Consider the following 16,552-nt stretch of genomic DNA (forward strand, 5'->3'; position numbering starts at 1 on the left):
ACTGGCGGGTGGGCGGGGACGGGCGGGGCAGGGCGCTCCCCGCGGAGGATCGGAGGCACGGATGTCCGGCACCGGTACGTCGGCGCACCCGCCCGCCGGGGCGCACGAGCTGCGGCGCAGTCTCGGCTTCCGGGACCTGGTGGTCTACGGGCTGCTGTTCATCGCGCCCATGGCGCCGGTCGGCGTGTTCGGCACACTGGACGCGAAGTCGCACGGGGCGGTCGCGCTCGTCTACGTCGTCGCGACGGTCGCCATGGCGTTCACCGCGTTCAGCTACGCGCAGATGGTGCGGGTCGTGCCGCAGGCGGGGTCGGTGTTCGCCTACGCGCGCGTGGGGCTCGGGAACGGGGCCGGGTTCGTCGCCGGCTGGATGGCGATGCTCGACTACGTCCTCATCCCGGCCGTGGCCTACCTCTTCTCCGGCATCGCGATGAACGCGCTGGTCCCGGAGGTGTCGCGGTGGGTGTGGACGGCTCTGGCGGTGGTCGTCACCACGCTGCTGAACCTGTGGGGGGTGCGGGCCGCGGCCCGGGTGGGCTTCCTGGTGCTGGCGATGGAGATCGTGGTGCTGGCCGTGTTCGTGGTGTCGGCGGTCGTCGTCCTCGCGCGGGACGGCGCGGAGCGGGGCTGGCTGTCGCCGTTCACCGGGGACGGGACGCAGGGGGCGTTCGCGCTGTCGGCGGTGCTGGGGGCGGTGTCGGTGGCGGTGCTGTCGTATCTGGGATTCGACGCGGTCGCCACGTTCGCGGAGGAGGTGACGGGCGGTTCGGCGAAGGTGGCGCGGGCGCTGCTGTTCTGCCTGGCGCTGGCGGGTGTGCTGTTCGTCGCGCAGACGTATCTGGTGGCGCTGCTGGAGCCGGTGACGTCGGCCGGGCTGGCCGCGGAGCCGGGGCGGCAGGGGTCGGCGTTCTACGACGCCGTCGACGTGTCCGTGGGGGCCTGGCTGCACGACCTGGTGGCCGTGAGCAAGGCGGTCGGGGCCGCGTTCGCCGCGCTGGCCGGGCAGGCGGCGGCCGGGCGGCTGCTGTTCGCGATGGGGCGGGACCGGCGGCTGCCGGGGGTGCTGGCGCGGACGGACTCCGGGGTGCCGCGGGTGGCGGTGGCGTGCTCGGCCGTGGTCACGCTGGTGGCGGCGGTGTGGGCGGCCCGGCGGGACGACGGGATGGATCACCTGGTGTCGGTGGTGGACGTCGGGGCGCTGACGGCGTTCACGCTGCTGCACGCGAGCGTGGTGGGGTGGTTCGCGGTGCGCCGGGCGGGCGGTCCGGTGGTGTGGTGGCGGCACGTGCTGGTGCCGGTGGCCGGGGCGGCCATCACCGTCGCGGTGATCGTGGAGGCGTCCCGCACGGCTCAGGTGGTGGGGGTGGTGTGGCTGGCGGTGGGACTGGTGGTGCTGGGGGTGGAGCGGGTGCGGCGGGGGCGGAGGGCACCGGGTGCCGCCCCCGGCTGACCGTCCACCGCCCGTCGGCCCCGTGGGCCCCGTGGGCCCCGTGAGCCCCGTGAGCCCCGTAGGCCCCGTAAGCCCCGGCTGGCCGTCCACCGCCCATCGGCCCCCTGAGCCCCGTGAGCCCCGCCGGCCCCGTCAGCCCGTGAGCCCCGCCGCCCCCTAAGCCTCGTCCGCCCAGCCCGCCCCCTCCGCCCTCGCCGCCCCGTCGGCCCCATCGGCCCCACCAGCCCCGTCCGCCCCGTCCGCCGTCGGACACCGCGGGCCCGCGGTGCCGGCGGCCGAGGCGGGCGCCCGGTTGTCAGTGGCTGCCACTACTCTCGCGGGCATGGCTGTCAACACGTCCGCCGAGACTCCGCTGCCCGTGGGCGAGGTGTCCCGGCTCATCGGGAGGTGGATCGACCGGCTCGGCGCGGTGTGGGTCGAGGGGCAGATCACCCAGTTGTCGCGGCGTCCGGGCGCGGGCGTCGTCTTCCTGACGCTGCGGGACCCGTCGCACGACGTCTCGGTGAGTGTGACGTGCTACCGGCAGGTGTTCGACGCGGTCGCGGACGTCGTCGGCGAGGGCGCGCGGGTCGTCGTGCACGCCAAGCCGGAGTGGTACGCGCCGCGGGGGCAGCTGTCGCTGCGGGCGGTCGAGATACGGCCGGTGGGGGTCGGGGAGCTGCTGGCCCGGCTGGAGCAGCTGAAGAGGTCGCTGGCCGCGGAGGGGCTGTTCGCGCCCGAGCGGAAGAAGCCGCTGCCCTTCCTCCCCCAGCTCGTCGGGCTGGTGTGCGGGCGGGCCTCCGCCGCCGAGCGGGACGTCCTGGAGAACGCCCGGCACCGCTGGCCCGCCGTCCGCTTCGAGGTGCGCAACGTCGCCGTGCAGGGCGTGCACGCCGTGCCGCAGGTGGTGCAGGCCGTCAAGGAGCTGGACGCGCTGGAGGAGGTGGACGTGATCGTCGTGGCGCGCGGGGGCGGGAGCGTGGAGGACCTGCTGCCGTTCTCCGACGAGGAGCTGGTGCGGACGGTCGCGGCCTGCCGTACGCCGGTGGTGTCGGCGATCGGCCACGAGCCGGACAACCCGCTGCTGGACCATGTGGCCGACCTGCGGGCCTCGACGCCCACCGACGCGGCGAAGAAGGTCGTGCCGGACGTCGGTGAGGAGCTGGAGCGGGTGCGGATGCTGCGCGGCCGGGCGCGCCGGTGCGCGGAGGCGTTCGTGGAGCGGGAGGAGCGGGGGCTGGCCCACGCGCTGGCGCGGCCGGTGATCCAGGATCCGCACCGGATGATCGACGAGCGGGCGGAGCACCTCGCCTCGCTGGTCGACCGCTCCCGCCGTACCCTCGGCCATCTCCTGGACCGCGCGGACTCCGAGCTGACGCACACCCACGCGCGCGTGGTGGCGCTCTCGCCGGCCGCCACGCTGAAGCGGGGGTACGCGGTGCTCCAGCGGGCCGACGGGCACGTGGTGCGGGATCCGGGCGAGGTGACGGCGGACGAGGCGCTGCGCGCGCGGGTCGCCGAGGGCGAGTTCACGGTACGAGTCGACGATCAGGGGCTGGGTGCATGACGGGCAGGACGGACGAGGCGCTCGGGTACGAGCAGGCGCGCGACGAGCTGATCGAGGTCGTACGCCGCCTGGAGGCGGGGGGTACGACGCTGGAGGAGTCCCTCGCCCTGTGGGAGCGCGGGGAGGAGCTGGCCAAGGTGTGCCGGCGCTGGCTGGAGGGCGCGCGGGCACGGCTGGACGCGGCGCTCGCGGAGGAGGGGGAGGCGGAGGAGGAGGGGTGACGCGGCGGACGGATGTGAGGGCGGTCACCCCGCCCCACCGCTAGTTGAAGCTTGAACTTCCATGGCGTACGGTCGATCACGTCAGCCGGTCCGGTGCACCCGGGTCCGGACGCGCACCCCAGGGAAGTCCACGCATGTCTCTCGTTCTTGACCCCGCCGCCCAGGACCTGCTGTTCCGCGAGGCCCGCACCGCGAACACCTTCACCGACGAGCCGGTGACCGACGAGCAGGTGCAGGCGATCTACGACCTGGTCAAGTACGGGCCGACCGCCTTCAACCAGACCCCGCTGCGCATCACCCTGGTCCGCTCCCCCGAGGCCCGCGAGCGCCTGGTCCAGCACCTGGCCGAGGGCAACCAGGCCAAGACCGCCGCCGCGCCGCTGGTCGCGATCCTCTCCGCGGACAACGAGTTCCACGAGGAGCTGCCGCAGCTCCTCCCGCACTTCCCGCAGGCCAAGGACCTCTTCTTCAGCGAGCGTCCGGCCCGTGAGAGCGCCGCCCTGCTGAACGCCGCCCTCCAGGCCGCCTACTTCATCGTCGGCGTCCGCGCCGCCGGCCTGGCCGCCGGCCCGATGACCGGCCTGGACTTCGAGGGCGTCCGCAAGGAGTTCCTGGACGACGACCACACCCCGCTGATGGTCGTCAACATCGGCAAGCCGGGCGAGAACGCCTGGTTCCCGCGCTCCCCGCGTCTGGCGTACGAGCAGGTCGTGACCACGGTCTGACCGCTCGCGCACGGCACGACCGAGGCCCCCGGCGATCCCGCCGGGGGCCTCGGTCGTCGCTCACCTCAGGCGGCGCGGCGCGACCACCGGGAGGGCGGTACGACCGTGAGGCGGCGCGGCGCACTCACGCCGTCTCCGACGCCGTCTGCGACGACGAGGTCTCCGACGTCTCCAGCGACTCCGCGAACCGCGCCAGCTCGGCCCACGACGCCGTGCCGGCCACCACCGTCGTCGATCCGTCGGCGCTCTCCACGACGAGGGCGTCGTAGCGGCCCTCGGTGTAGCGGGTCCAGGTGCGGCCGGCGAGCTGCTCCGTCCGCTCCGCCCGCCGGCCGCCCTGCGTCGCCTCGTCGATGAACGTGGACGGCTTCTGGGTGGACTGCTCGACCTGGACGTACTCCCCGTCGGGCGTGTGGAAGCCCAGGTGCCAGGTGTCGTACTGGGTGCCGTCGAAGCGCACCGAGGTCGCCTTCCAGGCGGACGGCAGGCCCTCCGGCGCGGCGACCGGGTAGGAGGCCGCGCGACGTGCCGTGAGCAGCTCCACGCGGTAGTCGACGCGCTGGACGTCGGGAGCGTGGTCGTCGTGCGGGATGAAGAGGTACATCACCAGGCCTGCGATCATGATCACTCCGAGGGAGAGGACCATGTCCCGGACCGTCTGCATCTTGCCTTTCGAACCTGCCACGCCCCCTATCGTCGCAGGTGCCCGGTGCGCTCATCCGTGGGGTCCCCTGCTCATTTTGTCGGACTGACGATAGAGTCGTGTTCGAACCCTCATCCGGCCGTCGTCGTATCAGAAAGGTGCGCTCCGATGACCGAGCACCATCACTTGCCGTCCGAACTCGATGTCCCCTCCGAGGCTCCGGACCGCAACCTCGCCCTGGAACTCGTCCGGGTGACCGAAGCGGCGGCGATGGCCGCGGGCCGCTGGGTCGGGCGCGGCGACAAGAACGGCGCAGACGGTGCCGCGGTGCGTGCGATGCGGACCCTGGTCTCCACCGTCTCGATGAACGGCGTGGTCGTCATCGGCGAGGGCGAGAAGGACGAGGCGCCGATGCTCTTCAACGGCGAGCGCGTCGGCGACGGCACCGGGCCGGAGGTGGACATCGCCGTCGACCCGATCGACGGCACCACGCTGACGGCCAAGGGCATGCCGAACGCGATCGCCGTCCTCGCCGCCACCGAGCGCGGCGCGATGTTCGACCCGTCCGCGGTGTTCTACATGGACAAGCTGGTCACCGGCCCGGAGGCCGCCGAGTTCGTCGACATCGACGCACCCGTCGAGGTCAACATCCGCCGGGTCGCCAAGGCCAAGCGGGCCACGCCGGAGGACGTCACCGTCGTCATCCTGGACCGGCCCCGGCACGAGGGGATCATCAAGGAGATCCGGGACACCGGCGCGCGCATCAAGCTGATCTCGGACGGTGACGTGGCCGGCTCGATCCTGGCGCTGCGCGAGGGCACCGGCATCGACCTGCTGCTCGGCATCGGCGGCACCCCCGAGGGCATCATCTCGGCGTGCGCCGTGAAGTGCCTGGGCGGCACCATCCAGGGCAAGCTGTGGCCCAAGGACGACGAGGAGCGGCAGCGGGCGATCGACGCGGGGCACGACCTGGACCGCGTGCTGACGACCGAGGACCTGGTGAAGGGCGAGAACGTCTTCTTCGTCGCCACCGGGATCACCGACGGCGAGCTGCTGCGCGGGGTGCGCTACCGCTCGGAGACCGCGACGACCGACTCGATCGTGATGCGGTCGAAGTCGGGAACGGTGCGGCGGATCGACTCCGAGCACCGGCTGAGCAAGCTGCGGGCCTACAGCGCGATCGACTTCGACCGCGCGAAGTAGGTGGCCTGCGGGAGGGCCTGAACGAGCGTGACGGCCCGTCCCGGACGAAAGGGGCGCCCCCGGTGCGGAGGGGGCGCCCCTTGTCGATGTGCGTCAGCCGGCCGCCGCTATGCGGTCGGTGGCCCGGGCCGCCTTCTTCAGCTCCATGTCGCGGCGCCGACGGCGCGCGAGGACCACGCGGCGCTCGGCGGCGGTGAGGCCGCCCCAGACGCCGTACGGCTCGGGCTGGAGCAGGGCGTGCTCGCGGCACTCGACCATCACGGGACAGCGGGCGCAGACCCGCTTGGCGGCCTCCTCGCGGGAGAGCCGGGCGGCGGTGGGCTCCTTGGAGGGGGCGAAGAACAGGCCTGCCTCGTCGCGCCGGCACACGGCCTCGGTGTGCCACGGAGCGTCTTGGTCCCTGTCCCGCGCCGGCACCCGCTGGGCCGGAACTGCGGCGACCTGCAGGGACGAATGCGGCGGTTGCAGCACGGTCTACTCCTGACGACGGCTTCGCGAGCGAGAGACGATGCAGCAAGGCCTACCCGCTGTGCGCGCGCCTATGCACTGAGTTCCGGACCGCCGGACCGGGCCCCGCGCCGGGGACCAGGCCTCCCGCGCGCTCCCGTCAGGGACCGGCGCCCACCCGGCCCGCCGGTCCGCCCCGCCGGCCGGCCCCGCCGATCCGGCCCTCGGCACGCCCCCTAGGGCCTGCCCACCGCCCCGCCCGCCGGTTCGCGACCGTCAACGGTCCAGATGCCTGCGCAAACTCCGGTCGACCGTGCGGTGCACCTTGTCGAGGATGTCCGCGACGACCCGCCCGCGCCTGGGCCGGCCCTCGATGTGGCCGAGGACGGCCCACCCCTCGACGTGGACGACCGGCGCGTCGGGATCGGCGGAGTCGAGCGTGTCGACCTCGAAGGTGCCGAGGACACCGCCGCCGGTGCCGAACAGCGAGACGTTCTCCGGGACGCGGACCTCGACGTTGCCGAAGACCGAGACCGCCCTGACGACGACGTGCCGGTACTCGAACAGCGCCTCGCTCAGGTCGATCTCGACGCTGCCGAAGACCGCGTACGCGTGGATGCGGCGGCCGACGCGCCAACGGCCCCTGCGCACGCTGCTGCTGAAAACGGCGACCAGGTTGTCGTCCGGGTCGGCGGGGAGCGCGCCGGGCGGCGGACGGTGCGCGGCGGGGGTGTACGGCGGGGCGTACCGGTGGTGGGCCGCGGGCAGGTCCCTGATGAACACGTCCAGTTCGGCGACCGTCCTGGCGGCCAGCACGCCCTCGACGCGCTCGGCGTGCTCGTCGGCGGTGAGGCGTCCCTCCGCGAGGGCCTCGCGCAGGATGTCGGCGATGCGGTCACGGTCGGCGTCCGAGGCGCGCAGCTCGGCCACGGAGGCGCGCGGGTCGGCGGCGGGGGCACGCGGGGCGGTCCGCTTCTGAAGGTCCACGACAGCAGCGTACCGAGACACGATAGATCGCGACAGTCCCCGTCGGTGCCGAACTGAGCCTTACCTCACAAGCTCACCGCCGACGGCAGGTTCTACGCTGGTGAGCGCTGCCAAAGGAGGCCAGCCGTCGTGCTCTGGAAACCGGCCGCACGCGTCAGTCGAGTGAGGAATGGGCGAGATGCCTGAGTTCGCGTACACCGATCTGCTCCCCATGGGAGAGGACACCACCCCGTACCGGCTGGTGACCTCCGAAGGTGTCTCCACCTTCGAGGCCGACGGGCGGACCTTCCTCAAGGTGGAGCCGGAGGCGCTGCGCAAGCTGGCCGAGGAGGCGATCCACGACATCCAGCACTACCTGCGCCCGGCCCACCTCGCGCAGCTGCGCCGGATCATCGACGACCCGGAGGCGTCGGGCAACGACAAGTTCGTCGCCCTCGACCTGCTGAAGAACGCCAACATCGCCGCGGCGGGCGTGCTGCCGATGTGCCAGGACACCGGCACGGCGATCGTCATGGGCAAACGCGGGCAGAACGTGCTCACCCAGGGGCGGGACGAGGAGGCGCTCTCCCGCGGCATCTACGACGCGTACACGAAGCTGAACCTCCGCTACTCCCAGATGGCTCCCGTCACCATGTGGGAGGAGAAGAACACCGGCTCCAACCTGCCGGCCCAGATCGAGCTGTACGCCACGGACGGCGGCGCCTACAAGTTCCTGTTCATGGCGAAGGGCGGCGGCTCCGCCAACAAGTCCTTCCTGTACCAGGAGACGAAGGCCGTCCTGAACGAGGCCTCCATGATGAAGTTCCTGGAGGAGAAGATCCGCTCGCTCGGTACGGCCGCCTGCCCGCCGTACCACCTGGCGATCGTGGTCGGCGGCACCAGCGCCGAGTACGCCCTGAAGACCGCGAAGTACGCCTCCGCGCACTACCTGGACGAGATCCCGGCCGAGGGCTCTCCCCTCGGGCACGGCTTCCGCGACAAGGAGCTGGAGGAGAAGGTCTTCGAGCTGACGCAGAAGATCGGCATCGGCGCGCAGTTCGGCGGCAAGTACTTCTGCCACGACGTGCGCGTGGTGCGGCTGCCGCGCCACGGGGCCTCCTGCCCGGTGGCCATCGCCGTCTCCTGCTCGGCCGACCGGCAGGCCGTCGCGAAGATCACCGCGGAGGGCGTCTTCCTGGAGCAGCTGGAGACGGACCCGGCGCGGTTCCTGCCCGACACCACCGACGAGCAGCTCGAACAGGACGGCGACGTCGTCCGGATCGACCTGAACCAGCCGATGGACGCCATCCTCGCCGAGCTGACCAAGTACCCGGTCAAGACCCGGCTGTCGCTGTCCGGTCCGCTGGTCGTGGCGCGTGACATCGCGCACGCCAAGATCAAGGAGCGGCTGGACGCGGGTGAGGAGATGCCGCAGTACCTGAAGGACCACCCGGTGTACTACGCGGGTCCGGCGAAGACCCCGGAGGGGTACGCCTCCGGTTCCTTCGGCCCGACGACGGCCGGCCGCATGGACTCCTACGTCGAGCAGTTCCAGGCGGCGGGCGGCTCCAAGGTGATGCTGGCCAAGGGCAACCGCTCGCAGCAGGTCACCGACGCGTGCGGCGCGCACGGCGGGTTCTACCTCGGCTCGATCGGCGGGCCGGCGGCGCGGCTGGCCCAGGACTGCATCAAGAAGGTCGAGGTCGTCGAGTACGAGGAGCTCGGCATGGAGGCGGTCTGGAAGATCGAGGTCGAGGACTTCCCGGCGTTCGTCGTCGTCGACGACAAGGGCAACGACTTCTTCAAGGACCCGGCGCCGGCGCCGACGTTCACGTCGATCCCGGTGCGGGGGCCGGGGCTGGCGTAGCGCCCTGTACGGCGGGGCGGCGGGGGCGGGGTTTTCCTCACCCCCGCCGCCCCTTCCCTCCCCCACTCTCGACTTCGCTCGAGCGGGGGGACCCCCATCGTTCCCGGGGGCTCCGCCCCCCGGACCCCCGTTTCGGCCCTGGACGGGCCTCGTCCTCAAACGCCGGACAGGCTTTTGGGGGACCCCGGTCGGACCACTCCCGGAACAACCGCGCCCGCCCGCACGCTGAACCCGGTATGAGCGACTACCGCATCGAGCACGACTCCATGGGCGAGGTCCGCGTTCCCGCGCACGCGAAGTGGCGGGCCCAGACGCAGCGGGCCGTGGAGAACTTCCCCGTCTCCGGGCAGCGCCTGGAGCGCGCGCACATCGAGGCCCTCGCCAGGATCAAGGGCGCCGCCGCCAAGGTCAACGCCGAACTGGGGGTGCTCGACAAGGAGATCGCCGAGGCGATCCAGGAGGCGGCCGCCGAGGTGGCCGAGGGCCGGTGGGACGAGCACTTCCCGGTGGACGTGTTCCAGACCGGGTCGGGGACCTCGTCCAACATGAACACCAACGAGGTCGTCGCGACGCTGGCGGCCGAGCGCCTGGGCCGGGACGTCCACCCCAACGACCACGTCAACGCCTCGCAGTCGTCCAACGACGTCTTCCCCTCCTCCCTCCACATCGCCGCCACCGCCGCCGTCACCCGCGACCTGATCCCGGCCCTGGAGCACCTGGCCGCCGCGCTGGAGCGGAAGGCCGGGGAGTTCGCCGACGTGGTGAAGTCCGGGCGGACCCACCTCATGGACGCCACCCCGGTGACGCTGGGCCAGGAGTTCGGCGGGTACGCCGCCCAGATGCGGTACGGCGTCGAGCGGCTGCGGGCCTCGCTGCCCCGGCTGGCCGAACTGCCGCTCGGCGGCACCGCCGTCGGCACCGGCATCAACACGCCCCCCGGCTTCTCCGCCGCCGTCATCCAGGAGGTCGCCCGGGTCACCGGGCTGCCGCTGACCGAGGCCCGCGACCACTTCGAGGCGCAGGGCGCGCGCGACGGCGTCGTCGAGACCAGCGGGCAGCTCAGGACCATCGCCGTGGGACTGACGAAGATCGCCAACGATCTGCGGTGGATGGCCTCGGGGCCGCGGACCGGACTGGCCGAGATCTCGCTGCCCGACCTCCAGCCCGGCTCCTCGATCATGCCCGGCAAGGTCAACCCGGTGATCCCGGAGGCCGTGCTGATGGTCGCCGCGCAGGTCACCGGGAACGACGCCACGGTCGCCGCGGCGGGCGCCGCCGGCAACTTCGAGCTCAACGTCATGCTGCCGGTCATCGCGAAGAACGTGCTGGAGTCGGTCCGGCTGCTCGCCAACGTCTCCCGGCTGCTCGCCGACCGGACGGTCGACGGCATCGTCGCCCACCGCGAACGGGCCCGCGAGTACGCCGAGTCGTCGCCGTCCGTCGTCACCCCGCTCAACCGGTACATCGGCTACGAGGAGGCCGCGAAGGTCGCCAAGAAGGCGCTGGCGGAGCGGCGGACCATCCGGGAGGCGGTCCTGGAGGGCGGGTACGTCGAGCGCGGCGACCTGACGCTCGAACAGCTCGACGAGGCGCTCGATGTCCTGCGGATGACACGCCCGTGACGTTTCACGCCCGGCGCGAGAACCGTGACGCGCGCCGCAGCGTCGTATGCCCATGGCACCTAATATCTGTGCATGGCAGACGGCGGAGCGGTGAGACACGTGGGAACGGGCGGTGCGGCGGCCTTCTGGGAGCCCGGTGACCAGATCCTGTGGCGCTACCGGGAGAACGGCGGCGAGCGATTGCACATCGTCCGGCCCGTGACCGTCGTCCGCGACGACGAGGACGTGCTCGCCGTGTGGCTCGCCCCCGGCACCCAGTGCGTCAAGCCCGTCCTCGCGGACGGCACCCCGCCGCACCAGGAACCGCTGCACAGCCGGTACGTCAAGCCGCGCAGCGTGGTGCGCGACCACTGGTTCGGCACGGGCGTGCTGAAGCTGGCCCGGCCCGGCGAGCCCTGGTCGGTGTGGCTGTTCTGGGAGCCGGGCTGGCAGTTCAAGAACTGGTACGTCAATCTCGAGGAACCGCTGGCCCGTTGGGACGGCGGCGTCGACTCCGAGGACCACTTCCTGGACCTCTGCGTCTATGAGGACCGGACCTGGGAGTGGCGCGACGAGGACGAGTTCGCGCAGGCCCAGCAGGACGGCCTGATGGACGCGGCGGCGGCCGGGCGGGTGCGGGAGGCGGGCCGGGCCGCCGTGGCGGCGATCCGCGCCTGGGGACCGCCGTTCGACGAGGGCTGGCAGCACTGGCGCCCGGATCCGTCCTGGGCCGTACCGTTGCTGCCGGAGGACTGGGACCGGGTACCCGCGCACCTGTCCACATGAGACCCTTGCTGCGCCCCCGGGCAACAAACGTAGGATCGTCCTCCGCAAGCGCAGCACAGAGCAACTCCCGGATCAGACGGTGCGTCTGACCCGACGTCACCGAGGGGCGGCAGGACGTGAGCGAGGGGTACGAGGGCAACACCGGCAGGGCCTTCGACGTGGGCCCTTGCGGCAGCGCCCGATCCACCGGTGACACAGGAACAGCCTCTGACCACGCGGGAATTCCGTTCCGGGGACATGTGTTCCGGGTATCGGGTTCTCTGCGGGACCGACTGCACGCACGGCGCGCAGCCCCGGACGGACGGATTCGACACGCGTGACGGAGCAGCCCACCTCCTACGAACGCCCCCAGGGCGTCGACCCCACGGACCCCCGCGGGGCGCTGTTGCGTGCCTCCGCGCCGGGCTCCACCGCCTTACCGTCCGCCGCCGCCCAGGGCCGCACCGAGGACGCCCCGGGCACCGCGCCGCGCGGCAAGGGGACGGAACCGGCCGCGTCCGGCTCCGAGCACTCCCAGTCCACGGCCGCCGAGCCGCTGGGCGTGCCGTCCGCGGGGTCGAAGCCGGGCGTCGGGGAGCACCGGCCGCGGCCCGCGCCCGAGTCCATCCCGGTCCAGCCGGGCGCCGAGACGCGGGCGGAGCACGGCCTCGACGGGCAGGAGCGCCGCACCGGCCAGGCGCCGGCTCCGGGCCGGCCCACGCCGATGCGGCGGGACGGGGACCGGCTGCGCTTCGTGGGCGCGGCCACCCGGCGGATCGCCCGGGGCCTGGACCTGGACGAGATCGTGATGGGGCTGTGCCGGGCCACCGTGCCGACGTTCTCCGACGCGATCCTCGTCTACCTGCGCGACCCCCTGCCGGTGGGCGACGAACGGCCCGTCGCGGACCGGGTCGTGCTGCGGCTGCGGCGCACCGACCGCATCCCCGAGGAGCGCGACACCGAGACGGGGTTCGCGGCGCTCGGCCTGCCGCCCCCGGAGGCACCGGAGCTGTCGGAGCTGTCGGCGGCGATCGCGGAGCTGTGCGAGGTGCGGCCCGGCGGCGCGCTGGCGGAGGTGCTGCGCGGGGTGCGCCCGGTCTTCGCCGACCATCCGGCCGCGCGCGCCGCGCTGCCGGAGCTGCTCGGCGAGGACAGCCAGTTGGAGGTGCCGGACGGCCAGCGGGCGATCCTGGCCCCGCTGCGCGGCCGGCGCCGGGTGATCGGGGCGGCGGTGTTCATCCGCCGCCCGGACCGCATCCCCTTCGAGAACGACGACCTGCTGGTCGCCGCCCAGCTCGCCACGCACAGCGCCCTCGGCATCGACAAGGCGGTGCTGTACGACCGTGAGGCGTACATCGCCGACGAGCTCCAGCGCACGATGCTGCCGGAGACCCTGCCGCGCCCCACGGGCGTCCGGCTGGCCTCCCGCTACCTGCCCGCCGCGGAGACCGCGCGGGTCGGCGGCGACTGGTACGACGCGATCCCGCTGCCGGGCAGCCGGGTGGCGCTGGTGGTGGGCGACGTCATGGGTCACTCCATGACGTCGGCCGCGATCATGGGCCAGCTGCGGACCACGGCGCAGACGCTCGCCGGGCTCGACCTGCCGCCGCAGGAGGTGCTGCACCACCTGGACGAGCAGGCGCAGCGCCTGGGCACCGACCGCATGGCGACCTGCCTGTACGCCGTGTACGACCCGGTCTCGCACCGCATCACCATCGCCAACGCCGGCCATCCGCCGCCCGTGCTGCTGCACCTGGGCGGGCGGGCCGAGGTGCTGCGGGTGCCGCCGGGCGCGCCGATCGGGGTGGGCGGCGTCGACTTCGAGGCCGTGGAGCTGGACGCGCCCGCCGGGGCGACGCTCCTGCTGTACACCGACGGCCTGGTCGAGTCCCGGCTGCGGGACGTGGCGACCGGCATAGAGCAGCTGCGCGAGAAGCTCGCGGTGACCGCGCAGCTCACCGGGCCGGACCATCCGCCGCCCCTGGAAGCGCTGTGCGACGAGGTGCTCGACATGCTCGGGCCGGGCGACCGGGACGACGACATCGCGCTGCTCGCCGCGCGTTTCGACGGGATCGCGCCGAACGACGTGGCGTACTGGTACCTGGAACCGGAGGACGCCGCGCCGGGCCGGGCGCGGCGGCTGGCCCGTCGGGCGCTGGCCCGCTGGGGGCTGGAGGAGCTGTCCGACTCCGTCGAGCTGCTGGTGAGCGAGGTGGTCACCAACGCGGTGCGGTACGCCACCCGGCCGGTGACGCTGCGGCTGCTCCGTACCGATGTGCTGCGGTGCGAGGTCGGGGACGACGTGCCGCAGTTGCCGCGGCTGCGGCAGGCCCGCGCCACGGACGAGGGCGGGCGGGGCCTGTTCCTCGTCAACCGGCTGGCCCGGCGCTGGGGAGCGACCCGGCTGAGCACCGGCAAGGTGGTCTGGTTCGAGCTCAACCACGGTTAGCCCGTGGGACGCGGCAGGGCGCCCGGTGATCACCGGGCGCCCTGCCGTCACCGGACCGTCCGTCACCGGACCGTCCGCTACTGGCCCATCTGCTCGAACGGGTTCTCGGACTCCTCCGTCTCGGACTCCTCCGCCGTCGGCGACTCCGACGGCTCCTCCGTCGTCGCCTCCTCCGAGGGTTCCTCCGTGGTCGGCTCCTCGGACGGGGTCGCGCTCTCGGCGGGCGCACTGGACGTCGGGGCCTCGGTGCTCGGCTCCTCCGTCGGCTCCGGGGACTCCGACGGGGACGGCTCGGCCGTCACGGTCGGCTGGACCGCGGCGCCCTGGTCGGTCTCCAGGTCGAACTTGGTGACCTTGGTGGAGACGCCGAAGGTGTACGCCGCCCAGATCTGCGCCGGGTAGCCACCACCGTTGATGCGGCCCTTGCCGGGGATCAGGCCGGTCGCGCCGGTCAGGCTGACCTGGGGGTGCGGGGACTTGGCGGACTCGCCGAACAGGCCGACGGAGGTGACCAGGTCGGGGGTGTAGGCGGTGAACCAGGCCGACAGGTTGTTGTCGGAGGTGCCCGTCTTGCCCGCGACCTTCTGGCCGTTGCGCTCGGGGTTGTCCCGTACGGACGTCTGGGCCGTACCGTCGTCGACCACGCCGGTCAGGACCGAGGTGACCGCGTCGGCGGCCTCGCGGCTGATGACCTGCTCGCCGATGGGGTCGGAGAGCTCCACCTCGTGGGCGCTGTTCTCCACCGACTTGATGACGGCCGGGGTGACCTTCTTGCCGTGGTTGTCGAGGGTCGCGTAGACGCCGGCCATCTGGAGGGGGCTCGCGCCCATGGTGCCCAGGGTCTGCGCGGGCACGGCCTTCAGACCCTCGGTGTCCATGCCGAGGTCGCTGGCGGTCTGGAGCACCTTGTCCATGCCGACGTCGACGCCCATCTGCGCGAAGGCGGAGTTGATGGACTTGTTCATCGCCGTCTGGACGGTGACGTCGCCGTAGTCGACGTCGTCCTCGTTCTCCGGGGCGAAGCCGATGTCGCTGCCGACGACGGGGCGCTTGCTGGTGCCGTCGTAGAGGGTGTCGGCGGTGATCTCCTCGCCGTCCTGGGTCTGGGCCCCCTGGTCCAGGGCCGCGGCGAGGATCACCGGCTTGAAGGTGGAGGCGGGCTGGTAGTCGGCGCGGGTGGCGTTGTTCGTGTAGTGCTTGACGTAGTCGACCCCGCCGTACATCGCCACGACCGCGCCCGTCTTCGGGTCCACGGACACCGCGCCGGCCTGGACGTCGCCGTCGACGGAGCGCTTCGTCGCGTCGAGTTTGCTGGTGAGCTGCTGCTTGACGGACTTCTCCAGCGCCTTCTGCTTCTTCTTGTCGATGTTCAGCGTGATGTTCCAGCCGCCGGCGTTGACCATCGCCTCGGCCTCCTTGCTGCTGTCCGCGACGCCCTGCTGGACGAGCTGCCGCTCCAGCTCGCTGTTGGCCGCGTTCACCAGGTAGCCGACCTGGCCCTCCTGGCCGGGGGCGGCCTTGGGCTCCTTGGGCACCGGGAACTTCAGGGAGTCCCGCTCGGACTTGTCGAGCCAGTCCTCCTCGACCATGTTGTCCAGGACGTAGTTCCAGCGCTGCTGGACCAGCTTCTTTCCGGTGTCGGAGGCGACGGCCCAGTCGTACTGGCTGGGGGCCTGGAGCAGTGCGGCGAGGTAGGCGCCCTGGGCGACGGTGAGCTGGTCGGCGTCGACGCGGTAGTAGGCCTGGGCGGCGGCCTGGATGCCGTAGGCGCCGCGGCCGTAGTAGCTGGTGTTGATGTAGCCGGCGAGGATGTAGTCCTTGGACTTCTCCCGGTCCAGCTTCAGCGAGATGACCAGTTCGTTCAGCTTGCGCGTGACGGTCTGTTCCTGCGTCAGGTAGTAGTTCTTGACGTACTGCTGGGTGATCGTCGAACCGCCCTGGGCGCCCTTGCCCATGACCGTGTTGAGCAGACCGCGGGCGGTGCCCTTCAGGTCGACGCCGGCGTCCTGGTAGAAGGACTTGTTCTCGGCGGCGACGAAGGTGCGCTGGACGGCCTTGGGGACCTCGGCGAGGTCGACGTTCTCCCGGTTGAGCTCGCCGTCACGGGTCAGCAGGGTGCCGTCGCTGTAGTTGTAGACGTTGCTCTGCAACTGGGCGGCCGCGTTGCCCTCGGGGATCGGCGTCGTCAGGTACAGCACGACGAACGCGCCGATGCCCAGCAGACAGACGCCGAGGAACGTACCGATCATCTTCTTCCAGGTGAAGAGCCGGCGTATGCGGCCCTTGTCGCCGCCCTTGGCGCCCTTCTTCGCGCTCCGGCGGGCCGCCGCGCGTCCGCCGGCCGCGACGCCGGTGGCCGCCTGCGCCGTCGGCACGGACTCCTCGCGCGGCTCCGGGCCCGCTCCCGGCGAACGGTCCCTGGGCGCTGCGCGGCGGCCACCGCGCTGTCGCGCTCGTCTCTCGTCCGCTCGTCCCATGAGTCCGCTCGCTCCGCTTCCTGTTCGGCAGTCGCACCCGTGCCCGGAGGCAGGTCAGCTCAGAAAGCTAACACCGCTCTCTGTGACGAAGGGGGCCCGATCCGGCCGGGCCCGGGCGTGAGAATCAGCACCCCGCGCAGTGGAACCGGCACACCGTTCCACCGGAATCGACGTACGACGGGGCCCCAGGGT

Annotated in this window: 13 protein-coding genes; 9 read left to right on the forward strand and 4 right to left on the reverse strand. The window is 72.5% G+C overall.

Translation table 11 applies throughout. The features are described 5' to 3' along the window. Positions 1 to 61: 61 nt before the first annotated feature. The 4 genes from ACZ3KJ_RS08880 (at position 62) to ACZ3KJ_RS08895 (ending at position 3,942) form a co-directional block, all read left to right on the forward strand. Positions 62 to 1,450, forward strand: coding sequence for an APC family permease (locus tag ACZ3KJ_RS08880; RefSeq protein WP_467525815.1), 1,389 nt, complete (start codon positions 62 to 64; stop codon positions 1,448 to 1,450). 322 nt (positions 1,451 to 1,772) lie between these two features. Further along, positions 1,773 to 2,996, forward strand: coding sequence for an exodeoxyribonuclease VII large subunit (gene xseA, locus ACZ3KJ_RS08885; protein ID WP_467525817.1), 1,224 nt, complete (start codon positions 1,773 to 1,775; stop codon positions 2,994 to 2,996). Beyond that, positions 2,993 to 3,217: an exodeoxyribonuclease VII small subunit gene (locus ACZ3KJ_RS08890; protein WP_389513828.1), complete on the forward strand. Its 225-nt coding sequence runs from the start codon at positions 2,993 to 2,995 to the stop codon at positions 3,215 to 3,217. Before xseA ends, ACZ3KJ_RS08890 begins: the two co-directional genes overlap by 4 nt. Positions 3,218 to 3,351: 134 nt before the next feature. Then, positions 3,352 to 3,942, forward strand: coding sequence for a malonic semialdehyde reductase (locus ACZ3KJ_RS08895; RefSeq protein ID WP_467525820.1), 591 nt, complete (start codon positions 3,352 to 3,354; stop codon positions 3,940 to 3,942). Positions 3,943 to 4,066: 124 nt separating this feature from the next. Here the strand turns inward: ACZ3KJ_RS08895 and ACZ3KJ_RS08900 are convergent, their stop codons facing one another. Beyond that, positions 4,067 to 4,627, reverse strand: coding sequence for a DUF4245 domain-containing protein (locus ACZ3KJ_RS08900; RefSeq protein WP_467525821.1), 561 nt, complete (start codon positions 4,625 to 4,627; stop codon positions 4,067 to 4,069). Between the two features lie 126 nt (positions 4,628 to 4,753). On the opposite strand from ACZ3KJ_RS08900, the gene glpX reads away from it, so the two are divergent. Then, positions 4,754 to 5,788 carry a class II fructose-bisphosphatase gene (gene glpX / locus ACZ3KJ_RS08905; protein ID WP_401699192.1) on the forward strand — a complete coding sequence of 345 codons (1,035 nt, stop codon included), beginning with the start codon at positions 4,754 to 4,756 and terminating at the stop codon, positions 5,786 to 5,788. A 93-nt stretch (positions 5,789 to 5,881) separates the two neighbouring features. Here the strand turns inward: glpX and ACZ3KJ_RS08910 are convergent, their stop codons facing one another. After that, on the reverse strand, positions 5,882 to 6,259 hold the full coding sequence (locus ACZ3KJ_RS08910) for a WhiB family transcriptional regulator (protein ID WP_389513821.1): 378 nt from the start codon (positions 6,257 to 6,259) through the stop codon (positions 5,882 to 5,884). Between the two features lie 252 nt (positions 6,260 to 6,511). Continuing rightward, positions 6,512 to 7,222: a DUF1707 SHOCT-like domain-containing protein gene (locus ACZ3KJ_RS08915; protein WP_467525824.1), complete on the reverse strand. Its 711-nt coding sequence runs from the start codon at positions 7,220 to 7,222 to the stop codon at positions 6,512 to 6,514. Between the two features lie 169 nt (positions 7,223 to 7,391). Between ACZ3KJ_RS08915 and ACZ3KJ_RS08920 the strand changes: the two genes are divergently transcribed. The 4 genes from ACZ3KJ_RS08920 to ACZ3KJ_RS08935 all read left to right on the forward strand — a co-directional run bounded on the left by ACZ3KJ_RS08920 (position 7,392) and on the right by ACZ3KJ_RS08935 (position 13,883). Further along, positions 7,392 to 9,068, forward strand: coding sequence for a fumarate hydratase (locus tag ACZ3KJ_RS08920; RefSeq protein WP_467525826.1), 1,677 nt, complete (start codon positions 7,392 to 7,394; stop codon positions 9,066 to 9,068). A gap of 236 nt (positions 9,069 to 9,304) precedes the next feature. Further along, on the forward strand, positions 9,305 to 10,690 hold the full coding sequence (locus ACZ3KJ_RS08925) for a class II fumarate hydratase (protein ID WP_467525827.1): 1,386 nt from the start codon (positions 9,305 to 9,307) through the stop codon (positions 10,688 to 10,690). A 72-nt stretch (positions 10,691 to 10,762) separates the two neighbouring features. Further along, on the forward strand, positions 10,763 to 11,455 hold the full coding sequence (gene fomD, locus ACZ3KJ_RS08930; protein WP_467525829.1) for a cytidylyl-2-hydroxypropylphosphonate hydrolase: 693 nt from the start codon (positions 10,763 to 10,765) through the stop codon (positions 11,453 to 11,455). Between the two features lie 316 nt (positions 11,456 to 11,771). Further along, complete coding sequence (locus ACZ3KJ_RS08935; RefSeq protein WP_467525830.1) at positions 11,772 to 13,883, forward strand: SpoIIE family protein phosphatase; 2,112 nt, start codon at positions 11,772 to 11,774, stop codon at positions 13,881 to 13,883. Positions 13,884 to 13,960: 77 nt separating this feature from the next. Here ACZ3KJ_RS08935 and ACZ3KJ_RS08940 read toward each other — a convergent pair whose 3' ends face one another. Beyond that, complete coding sequence (locus tag ACZ3KJ_RS08940) at positions 13,961 to 16,360, reverse strand: transglycosylase domain-containing protein (RefSeq protein ID WP_467525831.1); 2,400 nt, start codon at positions 16,358 to 16,360, stop codon at positions 13,961 to 13,963. Positions 16,361 to 16,552: the final 192 nt, after the last annotated feature.

The organism is Streptomyces sp. NPDC003248 (assembly GCF_055563235.1).

Coding starts and splice junctions, on each gene's coding strand:
- ACZ3KJ_RS08880 (WP_467525815.1), top strand. CDS start 62: ATGTCCGGCACCGGTACGTCGGCGCACCCGCCCGCCGGGGCGCACGAG.
- xseA (WP_467525817.1), top strand. CDS start 1,773: ATGGCTGTCAACACGTCCGCCGAGACTCCGCTGCCCGTGGGCGAGGTG.
- ACZ3KJ_RS08890 (WP_389513828.1), top strand. CDS start 2,993: ATGACGGGCAGGACGGACGAGGCGCTCGGGTACGAGCAGGCGCGCGAC.
- ACZ3KJ_RS08895 (WP_467525820.1), top strand. CDS start 3,352: ATGTCTCTCGTTCTTGACCCCGCCGCCCAGGACCTGCTGTTCCGCGAG.
- glpX (WP_401699192.1), top strand. CDS start 4,754: ATGACCGAGCACCATCACTTGCCGTCCGAACTCGATGTCCCCTCCGAG.
- ACZ3KJ_RS08920 (WP_467525826.1), top strand. CDS start 7,392: ATGGGCGAGATGCCTGAGTTCGCGTACACCGATCTGCTCCCCATGGGA.
- ACZ3KJ_RS08925 (WP_467525827.1), top strand. CDS start 9,305: ATGAGCGACTACCGCATCGAGCACGACTCCATGGGCGAGGTCCGCGTT.
- fomD (WP_467525829.1), top strand. CDS start 10,763: ATGGCAGACGGCGGAGCGGTGAGACACGTGGGAACGGGCGGTGCGGCG.
- ACZ3KJ_RS08940 (WP_467525831.1), bottom strand. CDS start 16,360: ATGGGACGAGCGGACGAGAGACGAGCGCGACAGCGCGGTGGCCGCCGC.